This is a genomic window from Pseudomonas sp. FYR_7 (assembly GCF_043106155.1).
Lineage (GTDB): Bacteria > Pseudomonadota > Gammaproteobacteria > Pseudomonadales > Pseudomonadaceae > Aquipseudomonas > Aquipseudomonas parafulva_B.
The window spans coordinates 1-23227 of sequence record NZ_JBICMI010000035.1 but is presented as its reverse complement, the minus strand read 5'-3'; the positions used below and the strand labels follow the sequence as shown (position 1 = coordinate 23227).

At 60.4% G+C, this 23227-nt stretch carries 21 protein-coding genes, 1 tRNA gene and 1 pseudogene; 18 read left to right on the top strand and 5 right to left on the bottom strand.

Annotation, left to right across the window (positions count from 1 at the left end):
- Positions 1-67 precede the first annotated feature (67 nt).
- From ACF8R3_RS09280 to ACF8R3_RS09270, 3 genes are all read left to right on the top strand, one after another.
- Complete coding sequence (locus ACF8R3_RS09280) at positions 68-2521, top strand: fimbria/pilus outer membrane usher protein (RefSeq protein WP_232105846.1); 2454 nt, start codon at positions 68-70, stop codon at positions 2519-2521.
- A gap of 45 nt (positions 2522-2566) precedes the next feature.
- Positions 2567-3646 carry a fimbrial protein gene (locus ACF8R3_RS09275; protein ID WP_392515518.1) on the top strand — a complete coding sequence of 360 codons (1080 nt, stop codon included), beginning with the start codon at positions 2567-2569 and terminating at the stop codon, positions 3644-3646.
- 816 nt (positions 3647-4462) lie between these two features.
- Entirely contained in the window at positions 4463-4756 is a 294-nt protein-coding gene (locus tag ACF8R3_RS09270; RefSeq protein WP_392515517.1) for a type VI secretion system baseplate subunit TssG, read from the top strand.
- Here ACF8R3_RS09270 and ACF8R3_RS09265 read toward each other — a convergent pair.
- Both ACF8R3_RS09265 and ACF8R3_RS09260 read right to left on the bottom strand, forming a co-directional pair.
- Positions 4683-5109, bottom strand: a pseudogene (locus ACF8R3_RS09265) (hypothetical protein); the annotation flags it as partial. The gene ACF8R3_RS09270 and the pseudogene ACF8R3_RS09265 overlap by 74 nt on opposite strands.
- A 210-nt stretch (positions 5110-5319) precedes the next feature.
- A tRNA-Gly gene (locus ACF8R3_RS09260) sits at positions 5320-5395 on the bottom strand.
- 709 nt (positions 5396-6104) lie between these two features.
- On the opposite strand from ACF8R3_RS09260, the gene ACF8R3_RS09255 reads away from it, so the two are divergent.
- The 15 genes from ACF8R3_RS09255 to ACF8R3_RS09185 all read left to right on the top strand — a co-directional run bounded on the left by ACF8R3_RS09255 (position 6105) and on the right by ACF8R3_RS09185 (position 21728).
- Entirely contained in the window at positions 6105-6620 is a 516-nt protein-coding gene (locus ACF8R3_RS09255; protein ID WP_058639685.1) for an Hcp family type VI secretion system effector, read from the top strand.
- A 93-nt stretch (positions 6621-6713) separates the two neighbouring features.
- Positions 6714-8822 carry a type VI secretion system Vgr family protein gene (locus ACF8R3_RS09250; protein ID WP_058639686.1) on the top strand — a complete coding sequence of 703 codons (2109 nt, stop codon included), beginning with the start codon at positions 6714-6716 and terminating at the stop codon, positions 8820-8822.
- The gene (locus ACF8R3_RS09245; RefSeq protein WP_058639687.1) at positions 8819-9703 is read left to right on the top strand and encodes a DUF4123 domain-containing protein; all 885 of its coding nucleotides are present in this window, start codon (positions 8819-8821) and stop codon (positions 9701-9703) included. Before ACF8R3_RS09250 ends, ACF8R3_RS09245 begins: the two co-directional genes overlap by 4 nt.
- Positions 9704-9712: 9 nt before the next feature.
- Positions 9713-12292, top strand: a complete 2580-nt coding sequence (locus tag ACF8R3_RS09240) for a T6SS effector BTH_I2691 family protein (protein WP_392515516.1) — start codon at positions 9713-9715, stop codon at positions 12290-12292.
- Positions 12293-13300 carry a DUF6708 domain-containing protein gene (locus ACF8R3_RS09235; RefSeq protein ID WP_392515515.1) on the top strand — a complete coding sequence of 336 codons (1008 nt, stop codon included), beginning with the start codon at positions 12293-12295 and terminating at the stop codon, positions 13298-13300. It abuts the gene before it with no gap.
- Between the two features lie 12 nt (positions 13301-13312).
- Complete coding sequence (locus ACF8R3_RS09230) at positions 13313-14506, top strand: toxin VasX (protein WP_392515514.1); 1194 nt, start codon at positions 13313-13315, stop codon at positions 14504-14506.
- The gene (locus tag ACF8R3_RS09225; RefSeq protein WP_196186762.1) at positions 14506-15531 is read left to right on the top strand and encodes a DUF6708 domain-containing protein; all 1026 of its coding nucleotides are present in this window, start codon (positions 14506-14508) and stop codon (positions 15529-15531) included. The genes ACF8R3_RS09230 and ACF8R3_RS09225 overlap by 1 nt, the downstream gene beginning before the upstream one ends.
- Positions 15524-16234, top strand: coding sequence for a hypothetical protein (locus ACF8R3_RS09220; protein ID WP_392515513.1), 711 nt, complete (start codon positions 15524-15526; stop codon positions 16232-16234). Before ACF8R3_RS09225 ends, ACF8R3_RS09220 begins: the two co-directional genes overlap by 8 nt.
- Positions 16235-17248, top strand: coding sequence for a DUF6708 domain-containing protein (locus ACF8R3_RS09215; RefSeq protein WP_392515512.1), 1014 nt, complete (start codon positions 16235-16237; stop codon positions 17246-17248). It abuts the gene before it with no gap.
- A 16-nt stretch (positions 17249-17264) separates the two neighbouring features.
- Positions 17265-18134 (top strand): hypothetical protein, encoded by an 870-nt coding sequence (locus ACF8R3_RS09210; protein WP_392515511.1) that lies wholly within the window; start codon positions 17265-17267, stop codon positions 18132-18134.
- Between the two features lie 34 nt (positions 18135-18168).
- Positions 18169-18438, top strand: coding sequence for a PAAR domain-containing protein (locus tag ACF8R3_RS09205; RefSeq protein ID WP_058639901.1), 270 nt, complete (start codon positions 18169-18171; stop codon positions 18436-18438).
- 26 nt (positions 18439-18464) lie between these two features.
- Positions 18465-18752, top strand: a complete 288-nt coding sequence (locus tag ACF8R3_RS09200; RefSeq protein WP_392515510.1) for a HigA family addiction module antitoxin — start codon at positions 18465-18467, stop codon at positions 18750-18752.
- 132 nt (positions 18753-18884) lie between these two features.
- On the top strand, positions 18885-19109 hold the full coding sequence (locus ACF8R3_RS09195; protein ID WP_230384524.1) for a hypothetical protein: 225 nt from the start codon (positions 18885-18887) through the stop codon (positions 19107-19109).
- A gap of 9 nt (positions 19110-19118) precedes the next feature.
- Entirely contained in the window at positions 19119-20015 is an 897-nt protein-coding gene (locus tag ACF8R3_RS09190) for a hypothetical protein (RefSeq protein WP_392515509.1), read from the top strand.
- An 849-nt stretch (positions 20016-20864) separates the two neighbouring features.
- On the top strand, positions 20865-21728 hold the full coding sequence (locus ACF8R3_RS09185; RefSeq protein ID WP_392515508.1) for a phage integrase N-terminal domain-containing protein: 864 nt from the start codon (positions 20865-20867) through the stop codon (positions 21726-21728).
- A gap of 18 nt (positions 21729-21746) precedes the next feature.
- Here the strand turns inward: ACF8R3_RS09185 and ACF8R3_RS09180 are convergent, their stop codons facing one another.
- From ACF8R3_RS09180 to ACF8R3_RS09170, 3 genes are all read right to left on the bottom strand, one after another.
- On the bottom strand, positions 21747-22199 hold the full coding sequence (locus ACF8R3_RS09180; protein ID WP_392515507.1) for a hypothetical protein: 453 nt from the start codon (positions 22197-22199) through the stop codon (positions 21747-21749).
- A 76-nt stretch (positions 22200-22275) separates the two neighbouring features.
- Positions 22276-22545 carry a hypothetical protein gene (locus tag ACF8R3_RS09175; protein ID WP_196186808.1) on the bottom strand — a complete coding sequence of 90 codons (270 nt, stop codon included), beginning with the start codon at positions 22543-22545 and terminating at the stop codon, positions 22276-22278.
- A 179-nt stretch (positions 22546-22724) separates the two neighbouring features.
- On the bottom strand, positions 22725-23227 hold a 503-nt coding region (locus ACF8R3_RS09170), incomplete at its 5' end, for an IS5 family transposase (RefSeq protein WP_392515506.1).

Below are 23227 nucleotides of genomic sequence, written 5' to 3'. Positions count from 1 at the left end.
TAATATGTTCAAACTGACTCAGCATCGGCAAAAACTTACGCTTTCTTACTTGTCCTTGGGTCTACCCATGGCAGGTTACGTCCTGTCTTTTTTACTTGCTGATCTGGCCCAAGCAGAAGAACGCCCCCTGCAGTTCAATCCCAACTTCATGCGCCAAACCCCAGGCCAGTCCAGCGACGCCAGCGTGGCCGCCCTGCGCACGCTGGCCAATCAAGCGTCGCTGGCGCCAGGCCGCTACCAGGTTGAAGTCATGGTCAACCTGGCCCCGGCAGGCAAGCACGAAATCGACTTCCGAGCACGCAGCGACGGCAAGGGCCTGGAGCCGTGCCTGAGCGCCAACCTGCTGCGCGAGCTGGGCCTGCGCGAACAGGGCCTGGCCGAGCCCTTGCCCAGTGACGAGCGCTGCGTGGACCTACCCGCGCTGGTACCCGATACCACCTACGACCTGGACCCCGGCCAACTGCAGTTGGCACTGTCCATTCCACAGATCGCCCTGCGCCGAGATGTGGCCGGCAGCGTCGCACCAGAGCGCTGGGACAGCGGCATCAATGCTGCATTCGTCAGCTATCAGGCCTCCGCACAGCATTTCAGCGGCCGCGCCGGCACGTCCAACAGCAGCCAGGACCTGAACCTCAACGGTGGCATCAACCTGGGCGGCTGGCGCCTGCGCAGCAGTCAAAGCTGGCGCGACGACGGCGAAGGGCAGGACTGGGTGCACTTCAACACCTACGCCCAGCATGACCTACCCGGCCAATGGGGCACACTGACCCTGGGTGAAACCTTCAGCAGTGGCGACGTATTTCGCAGCCTGCCCATCAAAGGGGTACAACTGGCCACCGACATGGGTATGCTGCCCGACGTGATGCAAAGCTACGCACCCGTGATCCGTGGCGTGGCCCAGACCCGCGCCAAACTGGAGGTGCTGCAGAACGGCTACCCGATCTACACCACTTACGTTGCCCCTGGCCCATACGAAATCAATGACCTGGGCATTGGTGGCAGCAGCGGTGACCTTGAAATCGTCCTCACCGAGGCCGACGGCCAGGTGCGCCGCTTCATACAGCCTTACTCCACGCTCAGCAACCTGCTGCGTGAAGGGGTGTGGCGCTACAACCTCGTGGCCGGGCGTTATGATGGCGCCGACGGCATCGACAACCCGGCCTTGTGGCAAGCCACCCTGGCCCGCGGCGGCAAGTGGGGCACTACACTGTATGGCGGGCTGCTGGGCAGCGAGTACTACGATGCTGCCAACCTTGGCATCGCTCGCGACTTCGGCCCTCTTGGCGCAGTATCGCTGGATGTGACCCAGGCCCGTACCGACCTGGGCGAACAAGGCGGCCAGGTGCAGGGGCAGAGTTACTCCGTACGCTACGGTAAAGCCTTTCAGACCGGCACTAGCCTGCGCTTCGCCGGCTACCGCTACTCCACTGAGGGTTATCGCGAATTCGACGAAGCCGTGCAGCAGCGCAACGCCTCCAGCCGCTACCAGGGCAACCGTCGCAGCCGCGTGGAGGGCTCGATCTACCAAACGTTCAACAACCGCAACTCACTGAGCCTGACTCTGTCCCAGGACGATTACTGGCACACCAACCGCCAGCGTCGCCAATACCAGTTCCAGTTCAATACCCAATACCGTCGCGTCAGCATCAATCTGTATGCCTCTCAGTCGCTGAGCGATACCAGCGGCAGTGACCGCATCGTTGGCCTGGGGGTCACCATTCCGCTGGGCTGGGGCACCTCAACCACTGCAAGTTTCGATGTACAGGAAAGCAACGGCCACTTCAGCGAACGCGCCACCTTGAACGGCGGCTCGCAGGACAACCGCCTAAGCTACCTGGCATCGCTGGCCAACGACCAACAACAGAACAAGACGGCCTCGGTCTCGGTGGGCTACCAGACACAGAAAGTGAACCTGGGTGCCGGCTATACCGAAGCGGATGATTTCCGTAGCCTCTCGGTCAACGCCAGTGGTGCGGTGCTGGCACACGCGGGCGGCGTCGTGCTGGGGCAATACCTGGGGGAGACCACTGCCTTGGTGCACGTGCCGGACGTGCCCGGTGTTGGCGTCGATAACGTGCCTGGTGGCAGCACCGACAGCAATGGTTACATTCTGGCCCCGCACATGCGCCCCTATCGGGTCAACCAAGTAACCCTGCAAACCGATCAGCTCGGCCCTGATGTGGAAATCGAAAACGGTGCCACCCAGGTCGTACCCCGCCGAGGCGCTGTCGCCCTGGCAACCTTCAAAGCGCGCCAGGTTACCCGCCTGATCCTCACCCTACAGCATAACGACGGCCGCCCACTGCCCTTCGGCGCCCAGGTTAATGACCAGCAAGGCCAGCACCTGGCAGTAGTGGGCCAGGCCGGTCAGGCGCTGGTTGCAACCGGTGCCGAGGCCCAAACCCTGGAAGTGAGCTGGGGCGACCGTGCCGAGCAGCGCTGCCTGCTGAAGATCGACCCGTCAACCATGCCGCAAGAGCAAGGCTACCACTTGCAAACCTTGCGCTGCCCTATCCCATGATTCAGTCCGTGCGACGAAGCCGCATGCTTGCAACAGGAACCGACCATGCCCTCTTTATCACGTTATTTCATCGGCATCGCTGCGGCGGCGACGATAATGGCAATGTCGAACCAGGCCCATGCGCTGGGCTGCGAATGGCCAACGGTCACAGGCCCCATGCAGTTCACCCATACGCTGACTGGTGTAAAGTGGGTGGCACGCGAGGCACCCGTGGGTAGCAAGATCTACTCAACCACCACTACCGGCGTAGTGGGCCCCGGCTTTGGATTGGCATGCGACAACAACGGCACGCTAACCCTCACGGCCAATATGGGTACGCCACTACCTATCGCTCCCGGCACCTTCCCCCCTGTCGACGGTAAAGATGTGACGGGCAAAGTGCTGCAAACCAACATTCCGGGCGTAGGCTTGTACCTGGAACTGGGCGGTTTCCTCAATGGTTCGGCCACCAACGCGTTCCTTGCCGACGACGGGGGCGTCGGCGCCATTCCTTATGTGGGTGTAAACCAGCAGAACATGCAGCCCTCCTCAATGCTGATGAGGAACCTCACCATCAAATACATGGCCCTGATCAAGACCGGCCCCATTCCAGCTGGCGTCAGCTCGTTCAATCAAGAGGTTGTCAGGGGTGTAGTCAGCGATGTCGGAGATGCCGTAAGGCTTACCCTGGTCGGGCAAGTCCAGCAGGCCCAGTGCACAGTAAAGGCTGACGCAGTCAGTGCAAACCCGGTACAACTTGGCACTCACGACATCGCCGACTTCACAGGCCCGGGCAGCACCACCGCCCCGGTGGACTTCTTTATCGCGCTCAGCGACTGCGAGGATGATCCGGCCGGCAGCGTCGCCCGCGCCTTCATGCGCCTGGACGGCGTAGACGGCTCCGTCTCGATAGACCGCAGCATTGGATTGTTCAGCCTGACCACAGACTCGACCGCCAGCGGCCTCGGCATCCAGGTACTGCGCAGCGACAACACCCCAGTGCAACTGGAAGAGTTCGTGGATATGGTGGCCCTTGCCCCTGGCACGGTGCGCCTTGATCTTCGCGCACGGTATTACCAGACTGAAGCGACGGTTACCCCTGGCGAGGCCAAAGGTGCACTGACCTTCACCATCGAGTACCGCTAAAGGGCAGGCCATGGTGTGAATTGCCATGGCCGGGCCATTTTCCAGAAAAAAACGCACGTTGGGCAGGATGAACTTGACGCTCTCACACAGCAATTCGATAAACGTTTCGTAGATCGAACCCAATGCTGGACTTATCATCGTCGCCTTCTGGCGATCCACGCGCAGTTGCTCTATTGAGTGAACGACATAGTTCAATGACTGCACAAACTGTTCTCCGAGTTTGGTCAGGGTCGCTAGCCGCTGAGCCCGCCGTAACCGAACATTTAACTCGAAATTCTGCATTTCCCCACCGCATCGCTCGGAATTAGCGGCAGCAACCAGCACGACTGAACACCCCACGCGCCAGACTTATTTCGAACAGGAAAATGCTGTGGGCTGCGCGACAGAGCGATAACCAACTTTCTAAAAACATTTGCTTACACTTCGCGCCTCGACTGGAAGTCCTTCTTCATTGCATGGTTTTCTTTTGGAGACAACTGCCGAATAGCGCCTGTTTGATCAACGCCTACTAACCGGTAATTATCCCTACACATCTACCCCTCATATAGAAACCATCCCGTTCTCTGAGGATTTGACATGGGCGATGAATTAGACAAAAAGTCCGTGCTGCTTGTGGACTGCATGTTGCCAAAGGCCCATCAGTACTCGGACTTCCAGCTTCTGGAGTTGATTTACCAGGTACACGGCGATGATCTTGAGCAACGCTCCCCTTCCCCCCCAAACCCGAAGACGCTTGCGACTCGAAGTTTCTCCGAAACTGTCACTCCCCATCGCCGATGTACTCAGTGCTGAGCGCACTGCTTCGATCTTCAGGACATGACGATCCGTGAGTCCGAGAAACGCGCCGTGCAGATACCACAGTCTCAGCGAAATGGCTTGAGTTCGCGCAACTGTACGCTCAACGACAACTTCCTGGTGGGCGGCAGCACCGTGTCACGCAACAGCAAGTTCACCATCTTGATCGCGGGGCTGGACCAACAGCAGTTTCGCGAGTTCGTGCCCAGCGGTGACAACTACCACAGACTGGCCCGACTGGTGGCGTTTCTGCTTCGCGATGTTGGGGCCTATGACCTGGAGTTGCGCATGCGCGCTCCAGCCCTGGCGCCTTGACCAAGACGAAGCAAAGCAGCTGTTTGAACCAAGTCCTGACCTTTTCGGCCACGGTGTAGGCTCGACGCCGCTCGATTCTGGCCAATACATCAAGCGAATCGTGCCGCTTGATGGAATAGATCGAAGACTTACCCAACGCCGGCAGCACGTCGTTGTCGAAAACACGCTCGATCTACTCCAGTGTGCTCTGCCGGCCCTTCTTGAGCACACGACCGCGGAAGTGCCACGACTTGCTCCCCCCCGCTCACGCCAAGTGAGAGGCCATCGCTATCGCCGAGGGTGTAGTCCTTGCCAGTGGCCTTGGCCTGGCGGACGGTTGCATCTGAGAGTGCCGTGCAAGAGCTCCTGAACATGAAATTCAGGGCTAGATGCACGTGACGCTCGACGCTCCGCTCCAGCAACAAACCGCCACGGTGGGAGTCCGGAGTTCATGGACTAATTTCTGGACTAAAAAAGTCCGAATGCCCATGAATCGGAGTGGCTTTGGCTAGAACGAAAAAAGACGCCGAAGCGTCTGATTTCAACGACTTACAGACCTCCATGGAACTCTGTAAATCTATATTTGGAGTGGGAAACGAGACTCGAACTCGCGACCCCGACCTTGGCAAGGTCGTGCTCTACCAACTGAGCTATTCCCGCAATTTGAAGCTTTACCGCTAATCGGCGTGAAGCGCCTTTACAGCCTTCACCACCACTGCACCGTGCGAACGCCACAGTATTCAAACTGGAGCGGGAAACGGGACAACCGCTTTCCACGTATCTCCTTGATTCAACAGAGGTCTTTGGAACACCCCTCTGTTTGAAACACTAAATTATGTACTGCCTCAGAAAACTTGGCAAGCATTTTCTGACGAAGCTGTTCCAAGCGCTTGTTTTTTGGTCGAATGACCCGACAGCTTTAACCAAAGCTGATGACAGACTGCCTCAGCGCCTCCCGCATGGACTGACAAAATCCATCGAAGCAGGAATGCGTTTCGCGTTCTCAATCGAGTCAGGAAACCGTATTCCAGGCAAGCTCTCACTCAAGCGCCATTGATCAAATTTTGACCGGGCCATTTTTGGCCCAATCGGGCCAAAAATGGCCCGGTCAATTTCCTTTATTTTCAATAACTTAGATAACACCGAGCCAAAAATGGCCCGACACCCCTGAATTCCCCGCGTTTTATCTCGCCGAATACGCCTTCCCAAAATCATCCAAGCACCCGCCACCCCCAGTAAATTCGCGGGTTTCAGCGATTTCTCCGAATCAAAGCAAATGTTGGCATGCCCCCTGCGATGTCGTCATCGTCCCCGCATGGGACGGAATCAACGGCCGCTGCGGCCCTCTCGACGACATAAGGAATCCGTCATGTCCACACCCGCCTATATCTCCATCACCGGCAAAACCCAGGGCAATATCACCCAGGGCGCTTTCACCTCCGACTCGGTCGGCAACATCTATCAGGAAGGTCACGAAGACCAGATCCTGGTGCAGGAAATCAAGCACCGCGTCACCACCCCTACCGACCCGCAAAGCGGCCAACCGTCCGGCCAGCGTGTGCATAAGCCCTTCGTCTTCACCTGCGCGCTGAACAAGGCTATCCCGCTGCTGTACCAGGCCCTGGCTACCGGCGAAACCCTGAGCAAGGTGGAAACCCAGTGGTTCCGCACTTCGGTCGAGGGCAAGCAGGAACACTTCTTCACCACCCTGCTCGAAGACGCCACCATCGTCGACATCAACACCGTGCTGCCGCACGCCCAGGACACCAGCAAGTCCGGCTACACCCAGCTGATCGAGGTCAGCATGGCTTACCGCAAGATCACCTGGACTCATGCCGTGGCCGGCACCGAGGCCTCCGACGACTGGCGCAAGCCTGTCGCCTGATAAGCGAACCGCCGTTGCCGGCCACCGCCAGCAGCGGTTTCTCTTTGCCCACGGACAGCCGGATATCTCATTCCGGCCCGCAAGGAGCACGTCATGCCGCGCCAATCCGACCTGCACTTCACCGTCACCGCACCTGCCGGCGATTTCGAGGTGGCCGCCTTCTCCCTCGACGAGGCCCTCTCCACACCCTTTCGCCTGCACCTCGAGCTGGCCAGCTTCGACCCGGCCATCGATTTCGCCCAGCTGCTCGACCAGCCCCTGACCCTCAGCATTGCCCAGGGCAGTGTTGTGCGCCATGTCCATGGCCTGGTCAGCACCTTCGAACAAGCCGACACCGGCCACCGCCGCACCCGTTACCGTGCCACCGTCGAGCCCGCCCTGGCCCGCCTCGGCCTGTGCGCCGACTGGCGCATTTTTCAGGCGTTGAGTGTTCCCCAGATCATCGAACAGGTCATCGCCCAGCACAGCATCACCGATGTCGAACTCGTTTCCACCCGTGAGCACCTGCCGCGCGAATACTGCGTCCAGGCCGGCGAGACCGACCTCGCCTTTGTCGAGCGCCTCGCCGCCGAGGAAGGCTTCTACTACGCCTTCGAGCACCGCGCCGACGGCCACCGCCTGGTCTTCAGCGACCGCCTCTACAGCCACGGTGCCATCGACGGCGAACCCGTCACCTACAACCCCAAGGCCGGTGGCGATGCGCCCAGGCCCGCGCTGCACCGCTTCGTCTATGCCGAGCAGGTGCGCACCGCCCGCCAGACTCAGCGTGACTACACCTTCAAGCACCCACGCTACAACCAGCAGCACAGCGTCGACGGCGTTGAGCTCGACCACCAGCGCAGCGACTACGAGCGTTACGCGTACCCTGGCCGCTACAAACAGGACGAGGCTGGCAAGCCCTTTACCGAGACCCGCCTGCTTGCCCTGCGCGGCGATGCCCGCCTGGCCCGTGTCGAAGGCGACGATGCCCGTCTGCTGCCCGGCCCCGCGTTTACCCTCAGCGGCCACCCGCGCGACGACATGAACCGCGGCTGGCGCACCCTGCGCTTGCATCACGAGGGCGTGCAGGCCACCAGCCAGCAGGAAGACGCCGCCGACGCCGAACAGGGCACCCGCTACCACTTCAGCGCCGAGCTGCTGCATGACCACACCGACTGGCGCGCCCCGCTGCCGCCCAAGCCACGTATCGACGGCCCACATATTGCCACCGTAGTAGGCCCCAAGGACGAAGAGATTTACTGCGACGAGTTCGGTCGGGTGAAAGTCCAATTTCCCTGGGATCGCCTGGCAGTAGGCGACGAACACAGTTCCTGCTGGATTCGCGTTGCCCAGAACTGGGCCGGCGCCGCCTGGGGCCATATCGCCATCCCGCGCATTGGCCAGGAAGTCATCGTCGATTTCCTCGACGGTGATTGCGACCAGCCCATCATCACTGGCCGAACCTATCCGGCCACCCATCCCACGCCCTACGAGCTACCGCGGCACAAGACGCGGATGACCATCAAGAGCCAGACCCACAAGGGCCAGGGCTTCAACGAACTGCGCTTCGAGGACGAGCATGGCCAGGAGGAAATCTTCATCCATGCACAGAAGGATCAGAACATCCGCGTCGGCAACGACGAAACCATCGTCGTCGGCCGCGACCGCAGCGAACAGGTGGAGCACGATGAAACCATCACCATCGGCCATGACCGCCAGGAGACGGTAGGCAACGACGAGCAGGTGACCATCGGCCAGGACCGCCGCCATGCCATTGGCCAGGACGACTACCTGAACATCGCCCGTAACCACAACATCCAGACGGGCAAGGATCGCATCGAAGAGGTCGGCAACGACCGGCGCGACAAAACCACCGCAGACCACTGGATCGAGATCGGCGGACACCTGTACCAGAAGGTCGAAGGCCGCGTCGAGTTGCAGGCCGGCCAGGCCATCGTCCACAAGACCCAGGTATACGAAATCCAGGCATCTGAGGCCGTGGTACTCAAGGCCCCTGGCGGCACCCTGCGCATCGACGACTCCGGCATCACCCTCAATGGCGTATCACTCCAGTTCAATGGGCCACTTGCGTTGCAAACGAATGGTTCGGGCCACTCCATCGCCGCCAGCGGCGTGCCGACCCCGAGCGATCCGGTTTGCGTCAGTTGTTTGCTCAAGGCCATCGCCGAAGGGCGCAGTGTCGTTCGCATGGAGGGCATATGAGCAAGCATTCCGCCGCAGCCCTGATCATTGACGAGCTGCGCGAGTCCCCAGCCTATCGCTTGGCCGGCCTGGTCGAAATGTCCCGACTGGAGCCAGCCGAACGCAGTGCGCTGCGGGAAACGCACAGGGGAAACGCCTGGCCCCTGTTGCAACAACCGGAGCTCGCCAACCTGCGCGAAATCGGCCCCTGGCTGTTCGGCACAAAGCCCGATGCCGACCTGCAAGGTCAGTCCGACTTCTACAGCGCCCTGGGCCGGACAGCGGGTGATGCTCTCTGTGGCTGGATCGTCAGTGCCCTGCCTCCCGCCAGGCTGGCAGAGCACCTGAGCAAGGCCGCCGTGGTCGAAGGGCCGGATGATGCCAGCTACATGCTTCGCTATCACACCGAGCACGCTCTGCCCATCCTGCATGCCCGCCATGACCTGCCCGGTATCGCCGAATGGCTGGCGCCGATCCGCAGCTGGTGGGTCGCCCTGGCGGACCCGCAACACAGAGCCTGGCGACGCCTCTCCGGCTACGACAAGCCGGAACACCTGCATGTGCCGCCCATCCGGATTGACCAGGACTGCTGGGACATGCTGGCGGGAGACCCGCTGCTCTACCGCCTGGCGGATCAGCTCAAGGCGCCACTGCAAGCCGTGGGTGCCAAAGAGAACTGCCAGAGCACACGGCTTGGCCTGGTTCGCCAATACCTGGAGCAGGCCCGCCAACACGGCCTTACCCGCCAGGCCGACCTTGTTGACTACGTCACCCTCATGGCCCTTCAAGGGCCAGCCCTGCACAACACACCAGCCTGGCAGCAAGCCCTGAACGACGCCCTCAACCACGGGCGGCCGCTCGCCGAAGCCCTTCAGGCGCGTACGCGCCAGCGGACATACTGAGGAACCCCCATGTACGACTGGAAAGAAACCTTCGAACTGTGTGCAGAGAACCGCAGCCAGCTGGAGCAGCTCTTCAGCCCGGGGCCGGCCGTCAGTTGCACCCGCACCTTCGCCATCCTGCCGCTGCGCTACGGCGTGGTTTGCGGCAGCGCCGCGCAACGCCGCGCACTCCCCGAGTTGCCAGCGCATCTGCGCCGCCCCCACCAGGTCGGTGAACTGAGCGAAGCCAGCTACGCCATCCGCCCGTTGCGCGAAGGCTTCCTCTACGTCCTGATCAAGCGCGCCAGCACCGGCCAGTACGCCTGGCACAGCCAGTACCGTATCTCGCCTCTCGGCACGCTTGACTTCATCGACCCGGACAAGCCCTGGGATACCCTGGCGTCACTCAACCCCCTGGAAGCCATCAGGAGCATGACCTGGCTGTTCAAGATCCACGACCTCGACGACGTCCAGGATCTGCGCCTGCTCTACAGCCCCGACCCGCTGACCCAGGACACCCTGCGCAAGTACCGGATACTGCAGCTCTACCGGGATACGCTGGCGTCCATCGACATCGCCAGTTGCGCCAGCGAGACCCCATCCGAGGCACTCCCCCATGTCCTCACCTACGAGCGGTTCGACCTGATCGCCGACTTCGCGGCGCAGCACCAGGGCGCACTCAAGACACTGATCCAGGCCCAGCCGTTCAATGGCGCGAACGTCCCAGTGATGGCTGCCCGCGCGGAAATGATGCCCACGGCGAACAAGCCGCAGCATCGCGGGGTGGCCATCGTGGTGGACGACGCCATCGGCATCACCCAGGAACTCAACGCCTGGCGCAATGCCAGCCTGGAACCCCTGGACGCCTTCATGCAGCGCACCGACGCCGAAGGCCTGGACAACCAGCGCAAGTTCACCATCGCCTTCGCCATCGAGAATATCCGCAAGGCGCTGGCCGAGCAGGCCGAACACAGCTACACCCAGCACCAGAACACCCTTGGCGTCACCTATACGTCCTCCGAGTACTCGCAGAACAACGCCCAGGTCGTGATGATGTCGCGCGGCAACATGCGCTCGTTCCGCAACCCCGAGCATCAGCAGCAGGTGCAGCAGGCTGAAATCCGCCAGGCGCGGGAGCGGAGCTGGGAAGACTACGCCCCCTACATCGACGAAGGCATGCGCCAGGACTACCTGCGCGATTACCGGGCCGTGGTCGAGGCCGTCGACCAGGCCAGGGATGCCCGCGCCGCCGACCACCTGCTGTGGCTGCAGAGCGAAGCATTGCTCGATGCCCTGGCCCGCTATGACCGCAACGACCTGGAACAGGGGCTGCTGTTCGAGACCCAGATGGCCAAGGCCATCGTCGGCATGAACGCCACCCGCGTCGGCGATGCGCTGCTGACGCGCTGGAGCGAACAGGGCATCTCCAACGACAACCTGTTCTGGCGCTCGCTGGCACAGAACCAGGAATCGGCTGAAGACGAACTGAACACGCTGTTTGGCGAACGTACCGGCCTGATGCTGGGGCTGCTCGACGAAGCCCAACTGCAGGAACGCCTCAAGGGCCTGACCGACATCTACACCGCCAGCCTGGCCCTGGTCGAAGAACTGGCCGCCGTAACCACCTCCGGCCCGCCGGCCGACCGCCTCGCCGGGGGCGCGCTGCTGGTCAGCACCCTGGGCAGCCGGCTGTTCCAGAACCGCCTGGCAAGCGCCCTGGACAAGCCGGCCAACTGGCTGCTGGCCAATGCGCTGCAGGCGCGCCTGGGGCGCTTCGCGCAGCATTTCCACCTGGAGACGCGGGGTGGCACCGCGTTGAGCCAGGGCGCCACCCGGCGCCTGGATCGCTCGACGGCCAGCAGCTTCGACCAGGCCCTGCGCGCCGGCATCAAGGGGCCGATGACTGAGGTGCGCATCGGCAGCCTGGTGGCGGTGCTGGAAGTCTGGAACCTGATGGTCAAGGCCGATGCGGCCGACAAACAGAGCCGGGAGTACATCGAGATCGCCGCGGCAATGATCGGAGTATCGGCAGCGGCACTGGAATTGGGAGCGACGGCGGCGGGCTTTGCCGAAAGGAGCGGCAGTGCAGCCGTCCAGCAGGCGGGCAAAATGTTCAGGGGTGGCTTACGGCTGGGAGCAGGCACACTGGCAGGCGTGGCGGCGTCGGTGGGGGCTTGGTATGACTACACCGATTTCTGGGAAAATGCTAAGAATGAAAATACATCTATCGACTATCTATACTTTCTTCGTGCAACAGCACAAACCGGTGTTGCCAGCTTGTCACTTGCGATTGGCCTCGCCTCATCCGGTCCCTTCCTTGAGTATATGATCAAGCGGCATGGTGGAAACTTTGGCATTCGCGTGATGTTCGAGAGAACATTGGTAGTTTCTAAATCCTTAGCTGCACGCATGGTATTTATGCTTCGCATCTTCTTTGGCCTGAATATCCTTATTTTTGCCATTACTGCGGGCTTGATGTATTTTCTGCCCAATGATCTCCAACGCTACTTGAGCCTTAGCACTTTCCGCAAGGATCGCAGCAAGGGGATAGTCGACACGGAAGAGAAGGAGATAGAGATTATGCAGCGCGCAGTAGGGAGTACACTCTAAATGTATTTATTTGAATGGGGATTTCATTGGTCGAAGAGCCAGAAATCCTATGAAGAAATTGCAGAAGAAGCCAAAAATCAGCAACACCAGCCGGGGCAACCTGTACTCAATGCGCCGGAAAGCGTTCAGGAGTCGGTATCGAAATCGGTTTATGATAACGAGTCGCTCTATGCCTACAACGATACTTATATCGATGTGCGCACACCTAACGATGAAAAGCGCGGCTTAATCACACTGGCCGCAGGCGGCACCGGCAGCATGTTAATGTGGGGAGCACTTGCTGCATTCTGGCTGGCCATTAGTCGACTATACGACTCTTCCTCCGGCTCTCCAGGACTTGAGTTCTATATATTCGGGTTGATCTTGACACCAGCCACCGGAGTCCTTGCTCTTTACTTTTACTTTAAATACGCCTTTCGCTTCCTATTCCTCGAAGCCTTCACCGCCCGCCGCCTGATCATTCGTTTCAACCGCATTACCCGCAAAGTCTACCTTCTGCGCCCCAACCTTATCGGCGGCACCCGCATCATGGATTGGGACAAGACCCAGATCATCGTCGAAAAGAACATGACCGAACTCGAAGGCACAGGCGGTTTTGTGTGGCTCAGTTGGGACAGAGGCGACGGCACCGATCTCGAAGGCAATCCCACTGATGACATAGAGGTTGCCTTCGTCGGCAAACCCACCCGCAACGCCAGCGAACTGCTGGCCTTCTGGGAATATATCCGCCGCTATATGGAAGACGGCCCCGCCGCCGCCCCGGCGCCCGAAAAACTCATTCCCAAATTCCCCTGGCCCTGGCTGTCCCTCAAGGCCGCCTGGGGCCTGGACACCCGCTTCCTGCGCAACAGCGCCCTGTGGGTGTTCATGCTGCTCAACATCCTGATGCTGCCGCTGATCCTGATCCACGCCTTCGGCCACTGGCTGTCCCTGCTGCTGTGCTACGAGCCGCGCTTCCCCCGCGTGATCGAGGAAGCCGGGCGAGCATCGGCGCGAACGGAAACCTAGAGGCCCATCTACATGCTCAGCTGGAAAGAAACCTTCGAACAGTGTGCAGAGAACCGCAGCCAGCTGGAGCAGCTCTTCAGCCCGGGGCCGGCCGTCAGTTGCACCCGCACCTTCGCCATCCTGCCGCTGCGCTACGGCGTGGGCTGCGGCAGCGCCGCGCAACGCCGCGCACTTCCTGAGTTGCCACCGCACCTGTGCCGCCCCCACCAGGTCGGTGAACTGAGCGAAGCCAGCTACGCCATCCGCCCGTTGCGTGAAGGCTTCCTCTACGTGCTGATCAAGCGCGCCAGCACCGGCCAGTACGCCTGGCACAGCCAGTACCGTATCTCGCCTCTCGGCACGCTTGACTTCATCGACCCGGACAAGCCCTGGGATACTCTGGCGTCACTCAACCCCCTGGAAGCCATCAGGAGCATGACCTGGCTGTTCAAGATCCACGACCTCGACGACGTCCAAGATCTGCGCCTGCTCTACAGCCCCGACCCGCTGACCCAGATGACCGAGGTGCGCATCGGCAGCCTGGTGGCGGTGCTGGAAGTCTGGAACCTGATGGTCAAGGCCGATGCGGCCGACAAGCGCAGCCGGGAATACATCAAGATCCTTGCGGCAATGATCGGGGTATCGGCGGCGGCCTTGGAGCTGGGGGCGACGGCGGCCAAATTTGCCGAAAGCAGCAGCAATGCCGCCGTGCAGCAGGCGGGCACAATATTCAGGGGTGGCTTGCGGTTGAGTGCGGGGACACTGGCGGGCGTGGCGGCGTCGGTGGGGGCTTGGTACGACTTTAAAGATGCCAGCAAAGAGTTTGGCTCAAAAAACCTCTGGCTTGCATCTGCATATGGACTTCGTGCAGCAGTACAAACTGGCGTAGCAGGTCTGTCAATTGCCATTGGTTTAGCTGCATCCGGCCCATTCCTTGACTATATGATCAAGCGGCATGGTAGTAGCGCCTTTATGAGCTCAACGCTTAAGGTGGGTGTTAATACCTCGAAATTCCTGGCGGCCCGCATGGTCTTCATGCTCCGTGTCTTCTTCGGCCTGAATCTTCTCACTTTCGCCATTACGGCTGGTCTGATGTACTTCGTGCCCAACGACCTCCAGCGCTACTTGAGCCACAGCACCTTCCGCAAGGATCGCAGCAAGGGCATCGCTGATACGGAAGAGAAGGAGATCGAGATCATGCAACGCGCCGTGGGGAGTACGCTCTGATGTATCTGTTCGAGTGGGGATTTCATTGGGGAAAGAGCCTTTCTTCTTATGAGGAAAGGCTGGAGGAAGCAAAGAATCAGCAGCGTCAGCCGGGGCAACCCGAACTGAACGCCCCGGAAAGCGTTCAGGAGTCGGTATCGAAGTCGGTTTACGATAACGAATCGCTCTATGCTTACAACGACACGTATATCGATGTACGCACCCCAAATGATGAAAAGCGTGGCTTGATTACACTGTTTGTCGGGGGTATAGGCGTGATGCTTACAAAAGCTCTCTTTGAATTTCTATATATCTTCTACAAATTTGTTGTTACTGGGCACGCAGAAAATGGAGAGATACTAAAAACATCCGATTACTTCGCTTCTATAGGCATCATCCTTATTCCAGCTTGCGCTCTTTGTATCTACCTCAAGTATGCCTTTCGCTATATATTCCTGGAGGCCCTCACCGCCCGCCGCCTGATCATTCGTGTCAACCGTATCACCCGCAAGGTCTACCTGCTACGCCCCAACCTTATCGGTGGCCTGCGCATCATGGACTGGGACAAGACCCAGATCATCGTCGAAAAGAACATGAGCGAGCTGGAGGGTACGGGCGGTTTCGTGCTGCTCGCCTGGGACAGAGGCGATGGCACTGACCTCGACGGCAACCCCACCGATGAAACCGAACTGGTCTTCGTCGGCAAACCCACCCGCAATGCCAGCGAGCTGCTGGCCTTCTGGGAATACATCCGCCGCTATATGGAGGACGGCCCTGCCGCCGCCCCGGCGCCCGAGAAACTCATTCCCAAGTTCCCTTGGCCCTGGCTGTCCCTCAAGGCTGCCTGGGGCCTGGACACCCGTTTCCTGCGCAACAGCGCCCTGTGGGTGTTCATGCTGCTCAACATCCTGATGCTGCCGCTGATCCTGATCCACGCCTTCGGCCACTGGCTATCCCTGCTGCTGTGCTACGAGCCGCGCTTCCCCCGCGTGATCGAGGAAGCCGGGCGAGCATCGGCGCGCCGGCATCAAGGGGCCGATGACTGAGGTGCGCATCGGCAGCCTGGTGGCGGTACTCGAAGTCTGGAACCTGATGGTCAAGGCCGATGCGGCCGACAAACAGAGCCGGGAGTACATCGAGATCGCCGCGGCAATGATCGGAGTATCGGCAGCGGCACTGGAATTGGGAGCGACGGCGGCGGGCTTTGCCGAAAGGAGCGGCAGTGCAGCCGTCCAGCAGGCGGGCAAAATGTTCAGGGGTGGCTTACGGCTGGGAGCAGGCACACTGGCAGGCGTGGCGGCGTCGGTGGGGGCTTGGTATGACTACACCGATTTCTGGGAAAATGCTAAGAATGAAAATACATCTATCGCCTATCTATACTTTCTTCGTGCAACAGCACAAACCGGTGTTGCCAGCTTGTCACTTGCGATTGGCCTCGCCTCACCCGGCCCCTTCCTTGACTATATGATCAAGCGGCATGGTAGTAGCGCCTTTATGAGCTCAACGCTTAAGGTGGGTGTTAATACCTCGAAATTCCTGGCGGCCCGCATGGTCTTCATGCTCCGTGTCTTCTTCGGCCTGAATCTTCTCACTTTCGCCATTACGGCTGGTCTGATGTACTTCGTGCCCAACGACCTCCAGCGCTACTTGAGCCACAGCACCTTCCGCAAGGATCGCAGCAAGGGCATCGCTGATACGGAAGAGAAGGAGATAGAGATTATGCAGCGCGCAGTAGGGAGTACACTCTAAATGTATTTATTTGAATGGGGGTTTCATTGGTCCAAGAGCCAGAAATCCTATGAAGAAATTGCAGAAGAAGCCAAAAATCAGCAACGCCAGCCGGGGCAACCTGTACTCAATGCGCCGGAAAGCGTTCAGGAGTCGGTATCGAAATCGGTTTATGACAACGAGTCGCTCTATGCCTATAACAATACTCATATCGATGTGCGCACTCCCAATGATGAAAAGCGCGGACTTATTACACTATCCATAGGCAGTGCTGCAGCAATACTCCTATGCATGCTGTTCGGCCTGATATGGATCATTATTCAGTTCGCAGTAACAGGCCATGCGAAAAATGGGGAGCCAGTGGGGGCGTTTGACTTTACAGTCCTGAGCTTCGCCCTATTAATCCCGATCTCCGCCTTATATATTTACTATAAATATGCTTTCCGATATATATTTCTGGAGGCTTTCACCGCCCGCCGCCTGATCATTCGTTTCAACCGCATTACCCGCAAGGTCTACCTGCTGCGTCCCAACCTTATCGGCGGCACCCGCATCATGGACTGGGACAAGACCCAGATCATCGTCGAAAAGAACATGACCGAACTCGAAGGCACAGGCGGTTTTGTGTGGCTCAGTTGGGACAAAGGCGACGGCACCGATCTCGAAGGCAATCCCACTGATGACATAGAGGTTGCCTTCGTCGGCAAACCCACCCGCAACGCCAGCGAACTGCTGGCCTTCTGGGAATATATCCGCCGCTATATGGAAGACGGCCCCGCCGCCGCCCCGGCGCCCGAAAAACTCATTCCCAAATTCCCCTGGCCCTGGCTGTCCCTCAAGGCCGCCTGGGGCCTGGACACCCGCTTCCTGCGCAACAGCGCCCTGTGGGTGTTCGTGCTGCTCAACATCCTGATGCTGCCGCTGATCCTGATCCACGCCTTCGGCCACTGGCTGTCCCTGCTGCTGTGCTACGAGCCGCGCTTCCCCCGCGCCATCGAGGAAGCCGGGCGAGCATCGGCGTCGGCGGAAACATAGAGAGCGAACCAATACCATGCAAATTCCAACGTGGGAGCAATTCTCCGCTGTATTCGCCGCCCCCGGCGACGAGCAGGCACATGCCGTGCGCGAAGCCTTTATCCAGCAGTTCAACGAGCGCGCGGGGGATCAGGCGGCATCGTCAGTAGACGATTACGTGAACGCCTTGATCACAAGTTATGGCTACTTCCTGGATTTCAAGGAAAGCACCTTCGGTATCGTCGAGTGGCTGGAAGTAAAGCTGGGTAGTGCCTTCACCGCCGATTTCGATGATGATGGCGATACGGTGAAAGTGCGCTTTGCAGGCGAGGAGATCGTGCAGTCTTACCACCACATGGGAGACGATGAGTTCGAGCAGGATCTGGCGCAGCTTGAACACCTGTTGGGTGACCAGTACTTTTTCGTCTACCGCTATCTGAGCGACGGGTGCTTCAGCGGTACCTTGGAGTTGCTGCTGGTGTCCGCCGGCGATTGGCGTCGGGCTGAAACGGTTTATGGCCAGTCCCGGGTAGCAGCCTACTTCAAGCGCTGTGTCAGCGACGCGCCACCCCCTGTAGCGAACGATGCACCTTCCGTTACTGCAGGCACTCCATCATCTGCCAGTCTGGGGCAGACGTCCGCCAGCAACAGGGCACCCAATGAAGAAGAAAGCGAGTGGGGCACGTTCTATCGGCTCAGAGCCAAGATGTTCCTCTGGGTCATTCTGCCAGTGCTGGTTGCGTTTGCTCTCAGCGTCGGGTGGGGGCTGCTGAAGGGCAATACCTTGCAGCCCCTGCAGCCAAAAGGCTGCAAGAACGTGGACAACGTTTTCCGCAACCTGCCCGCAGAACAAGCGGAACCCCTGGAAGAACAGATGCGCCAGCAGCTCGGTTGCAAGAGCGAATAAAACTGCACGGTGCCGTGCACCGAAGGAGAGAAAAATGTCAGGACGCGGCGCGATTCGCCTGGGAGACAGTCATTCCGGCGGCGGCACGATGATCGAGGCCAGCGGCTTTCCCGTGGACGGCATCCCGCAGTGCCTGCTCGGCGACGAGGCGCAATGCCCGAAATGCAAGGGCACCTACCCGCTGGTCTCGGGCGGTGACGGCACGGCCATCCAGAATGGCCGTCCCATGGTGTTCGAGCCCGCGCAGCTCGCCTGCGGCTGCACTGTCTCATCATCCTGTGCAGAGCACTACAACAAAGCATAACCGGCTGCTAGAGGAGAGCTTCTACTATGCACAACCCACCCCATCCAGGCGAGGCACTGCGCCTTGATGTGCTTCCGGCGCTGGGCACGAATCTCGATGCCCTGGCAGCGCACCTGGGCTATTCAAGCCGTCAGTTGCGGTCGGTACTCAATGGCCGGGCGCCTATCCATGCCGACCTGGCCCACCGACTGGAGCTGGCCGGCCTTGGCACAGCACGCCAATACCTGGCTGAGCAGCAGGCCTGGTCGCTCTGGCAAGCCCGGCAGCGCCCGCATCCGCCCATCGCGCGGCTGTACACCCCGCAATACACGTGACAGGCAGGCCTACGGTCGTCAGTTGCCGGCAATGCGGTGACGCCACAGAACGCATTGTCGCCTGACACCCGTTCAGGTCTCCGGTGAGATAGGAACACGGGCCAACCAGCCCCCGACACCGGAGAAATACTCATGACGATCCCGCAAACGCCTGCACACACGCACAACACCCAGTTCGCCACCCCGACAGCCCTGATGCTCGATGCCCGCCTCACGCCACTGGAGCGCAATGGCTGGCAGGTGCTGCGCATGCTGCGTGCCCCTGACGGCATCAGTTCGCTTGCCAGCCTCGGGCAGTTGCGCCGCTACCTCACCTCTATTCCGCTCGGCCAGAAAGCCGGCCATGAAACGACCTGACGCGTCCTGGTGGTACTGCGCCTGACTGGCTGGATCAGCCTGGCCGGTCAGCAGCGCGACCCGCTGACCGGCCATGTCCTGAGCGAGCAGTATCCGGTGCATGACCATTCGCACCGCTTCGCCCAGGCCTGCGCCCTTGACCCGACACTGCCGCAGTTGCTGCGCGAGGCCACGGGGCACGACAACAACCAGGTGGCGCGTGTGGCCGTGCATATCCAGGCCGCACTGGCAAACGCCTCGTCCGGCGGTGATGACTCCGACGACGCAGGCCCGACGACCCCGAGGGTTTCCGACGAATCCACGACCGCACCGTCGCCGGAACACCCGGTCGACATCCCGCCTGCTCAGTGCACTTCGGTTCCGCCACAGAACACGACGATGGCTGCCGTAACGGAAGGTGCCGACCCTACGTATAGTATGTATAAGTATAAAAAAAGTACGTACCGCGCGCGCGAAGAGGGGGCTGTGGATAACCCGCCTGCGTTGCCTCCCTGCCTGGGCCGGCTTGCCCCACGGCAGCAGCATGATGTGGTCGTGGCCTTGCGGCGCCTGCCCGAGGCCCAGCGCCAGGATGTGCTCGACGAGCTGCAGGCCCGCAGCCAGAGCGGCACGGTGCACAACGTGATCGCCTATTTCTTCGGGTTGATCAAGCGGGTGCTGGCCGGGGAGTTCCGCTTTTGGGCTGGCCGCAAGCTGCGCCAGCCTGCCAGTCCGGCCGTTGCGGCAAAACCCGCCGTCACCCCGCCTCCATCCTCAACGCCAGCCCCCGAGTTCAAGCCCGCCGACCCGGAGTTGGTCAGGGCGCACGTTGCCAACATCCGCAGCATGTTGAACAGGCCTGCGAATGCCGGCGAGCTGACCACCCGCTTTCTGCAGGGCAAGGGATGGCGCCACGGGTCTGCATGACGGTTCGGCGTTCCGGTGGTTGCAGTCAGCGCGGCCGCCCCATCCACTGCAAGCTGCCTGAGCCGTCAGGACGGCCTCTGTCCTGGCGGATCAGGCAGCCGACAAGGCCGCAGGCCGCGTCAGTGGCGAAGCGCACAGGCGGCATGCCGTGGCTGCTGCAGACGGCAGGAAGGCGTTGCCTCTACCGCGTCGGCCAAGGTCATTTCCTGCGCCAGAACGACCTCCGGGGCCTGCTGGTGTCGTCACTGCACACCGCAGTGACGACACCGCGAACCGCCGCAACAATACGGGCTGGGGCAGCATCCTATTGGCGCTGTCGCACATGATGATGCCCCGCGATACTGATCCCGCAGTGATCTGCCGGCAGGTGTAATGCCGGACATGCTGGCGCAGCGTCCATGCGCCGTCATTGCGCAGCCGTACCCATCCGGCCACCCAAAGGCACCGGCTTCTGCAAGTGCCTGTCCGCAAGGATGAAGCCACCCCAGGCGCGCCAGGCCCATTTGCGCACCGCCCCTGCCACAGGGTGAGCCACTTTTATCTCCCAGCCATTCGGCGTCGTCCCATCCGCCGCAGCGTCCTGCTGCCTGTCTGTCCCATGCCCGCTGTCGTCATCAGCCGAGAGCTTTCCCTTATCCCATCCACAGGAGGTTTATCCATGCACTACGCACGATGACATGCCGCCCGGTCTTCCCACAGGAAGCAAGGTGGACGCCTCATGCCGAGGCAAGGGGTGCGCTGAGCACCCAGCCCTTCGCCCTTCGGGGATCTCGCGATAGCGAGTTGGCAACAACACTAACCGATCAAGTTCTCAGCATGACGCGACACCCGGCACACAGGAGGCAGACGATGGACGATTTGACCTGGACGCTGAAACAGCTGTGCCGACGCAACCGTGACGGCAGCTTTGCCACGCAGGCTGACCGGCAGCGCTCGCTGACGCTGATGGCCCGCCAGTTGCGTGATGCCGGGTTCAACCAGATGCAGGCCCGTTCGCTCAAGGGCAAACACGTCAATACGCTGCTCAACCAGTGGCAGGCACAGGGGCTCTCGACCGGCACCCTGAAGAACCGCCTGAGTCACTTGCGCTGGTGGGCCGAGAAAATCGGCAAGGCCGGCCTGCTACCTGCCGACAATCGCCAGCTCGGCATTCCCGAGCGGAAGTACAGTAGCAACCAGAGCAAGGCGCAGACTCTGGACGAACGCCTGGATGCCATCCGCGATCCGCACGTGCAGATGAACCTGCGCCTGCAAGCCGCCTTCGGGCTGCGCCGCCAGGAGTGCATCAAGTTCCAGCCGACCTGGGCCGACCGGGGCGATCACATCGCGCTCAAAGGCTCATGGACGAAAGGCGGCAAACCGCGCAGCGTCCCCATTACGACGCCGCAGCAACGGGCGGTGCTCGATGCGGCGCGGACACTGGCCAGGGCCAGTTCGCTGATCCTGGCAAACAAGTCCTACATCCAGCAGCAACATGTGTATGACGGCCAGTGCAAGGCGGCAGGGCTGAGCAACATGCATGGCCTGCGCCATCAGTACGCCCAGGCAAGATATGAGGCGCTGACCGGCTGGCAGGCGCCGGCTGCGGGCGGGCCAACCGCGCGTGAGCTAACCCCGGCCCAGCGCCAGATCGATACGCAGGCTCGCCAGATCATCAGCCATGAACTGGGCCATGAACGGCCCCAGATCGTCACGCTGTATGAGGAACGCTAGTCGCCGGGCAGTCGCTGGCTAGCCTCGTCGCATCCACAGTTCATACGCCAGGCCTGAGAGCATGAAGTAGGCCCCGCCAAGCAGCATGATCAGCAGCACAACGCCGCCGGCCCGTGCGGAAAACCGGGTATACCGCGCCAAGGCAAACCAGACCGAAGACAGTGCACCGCTGGCCCGCTGATTCATCAAGGCGAGGTAATGCAGTGACCGAAGCGCCGCAGCAAGCGTTGCACCAATCCCCATCACGACTCCGAAGAGCTGGGACAGTATCCAAATTCGATGCTCGTCCTCCAGTACATCAAAATAGTAATCGATAATCCTGTAGCGGAAAGCAGCCTCACGGGCGCCGGCAATAATGCCTGCCTGCGCCAGTTCGGTCAGGTAGATGGAGGCGCCCACTGCAACCAGGGGCGTGAAGATGTACCAGCCCCATTCCGCGCTGTTGTATTGCCCCCGGATGGCAGAGGCCAAACCAGCCGCCAGGATAAACGCCGTGCAGGAAAACACCCCACTCAGCCAATAGTGCAGGATTTCACTGGCGTAACGGCTATACCCCCCAGATGACAACGGCCACGACAATGAACAGAGCGCCAAGGTAAGCCCATACGTCGTCCGAAGAAGAGGATGTTCCCCGGCTTTGATTCACCACGACCGTTTGCCTGAAGGTGATAACGGTCTGCTGCACTGTGACAGGTGCCGCAGGCGAAGGGGTGTTTTTGAATCCGCCAAATAGCAGCCCCAATATGGCGCCGATAAGTGGGGATATAACAGCGCTTTGTACAAGCGGGTTATTTATCCAGGCAATAAACGCGTCCAATCAATGCTCCTTTATATGCTCACATGGTTATACCGACCCGAAAGAAAAACCGCCTGCAGAGCAACGCTGCCATTAAATGGCAACTCACTCCGAAGACGGCTTGCTTATCGGGCCTGCTGCAATTCTCTGTATTTTTATATAGATTAAATCGCAAAGCGAGCATTACACCTTGAACTGCGCTAGGCTCTGTCTGAAAAAAGCCGTCGCATATACCGCAGGACACAAGCCAGCGAAACCATCGCGGCGTAACTTTTTGCGAGCTTGTCGAAGCGCGTGACGATCCGGCGGTTCTCTTTCAACCAGCCAAACATGCGTTCGATGATGTTGCGCTGTCGGTATTTGGGCCGGTCGAACAGTCTGGGTAAGCCAGGCTTGGGCTTGCGCTTCATCGAGCGCAACGGGATGACGGGCTGCATTCGATATTGGTCGCAGTAGCGGCGTAGCGCTTCGGCGTCGTAGCCCTTGTCGGCAAGTAGCCACTTACAGCGCTTGCGCGGACGGCCACGTCGGCTCGATGGAATGCTGACCTCGTCCAGCAGTGGTTGGGCGTAGCTGATGTCACTGGCTTGACCGCCAGAGAGGAGAAAGCGCAACGGTATCCCGCTGGCGTCGCAGAGCATGTGGATTTTGGTTGTCAGGCCGCCACGACTTCGGCCTAGAGCGTGATCGGCAGGCTCGTCAG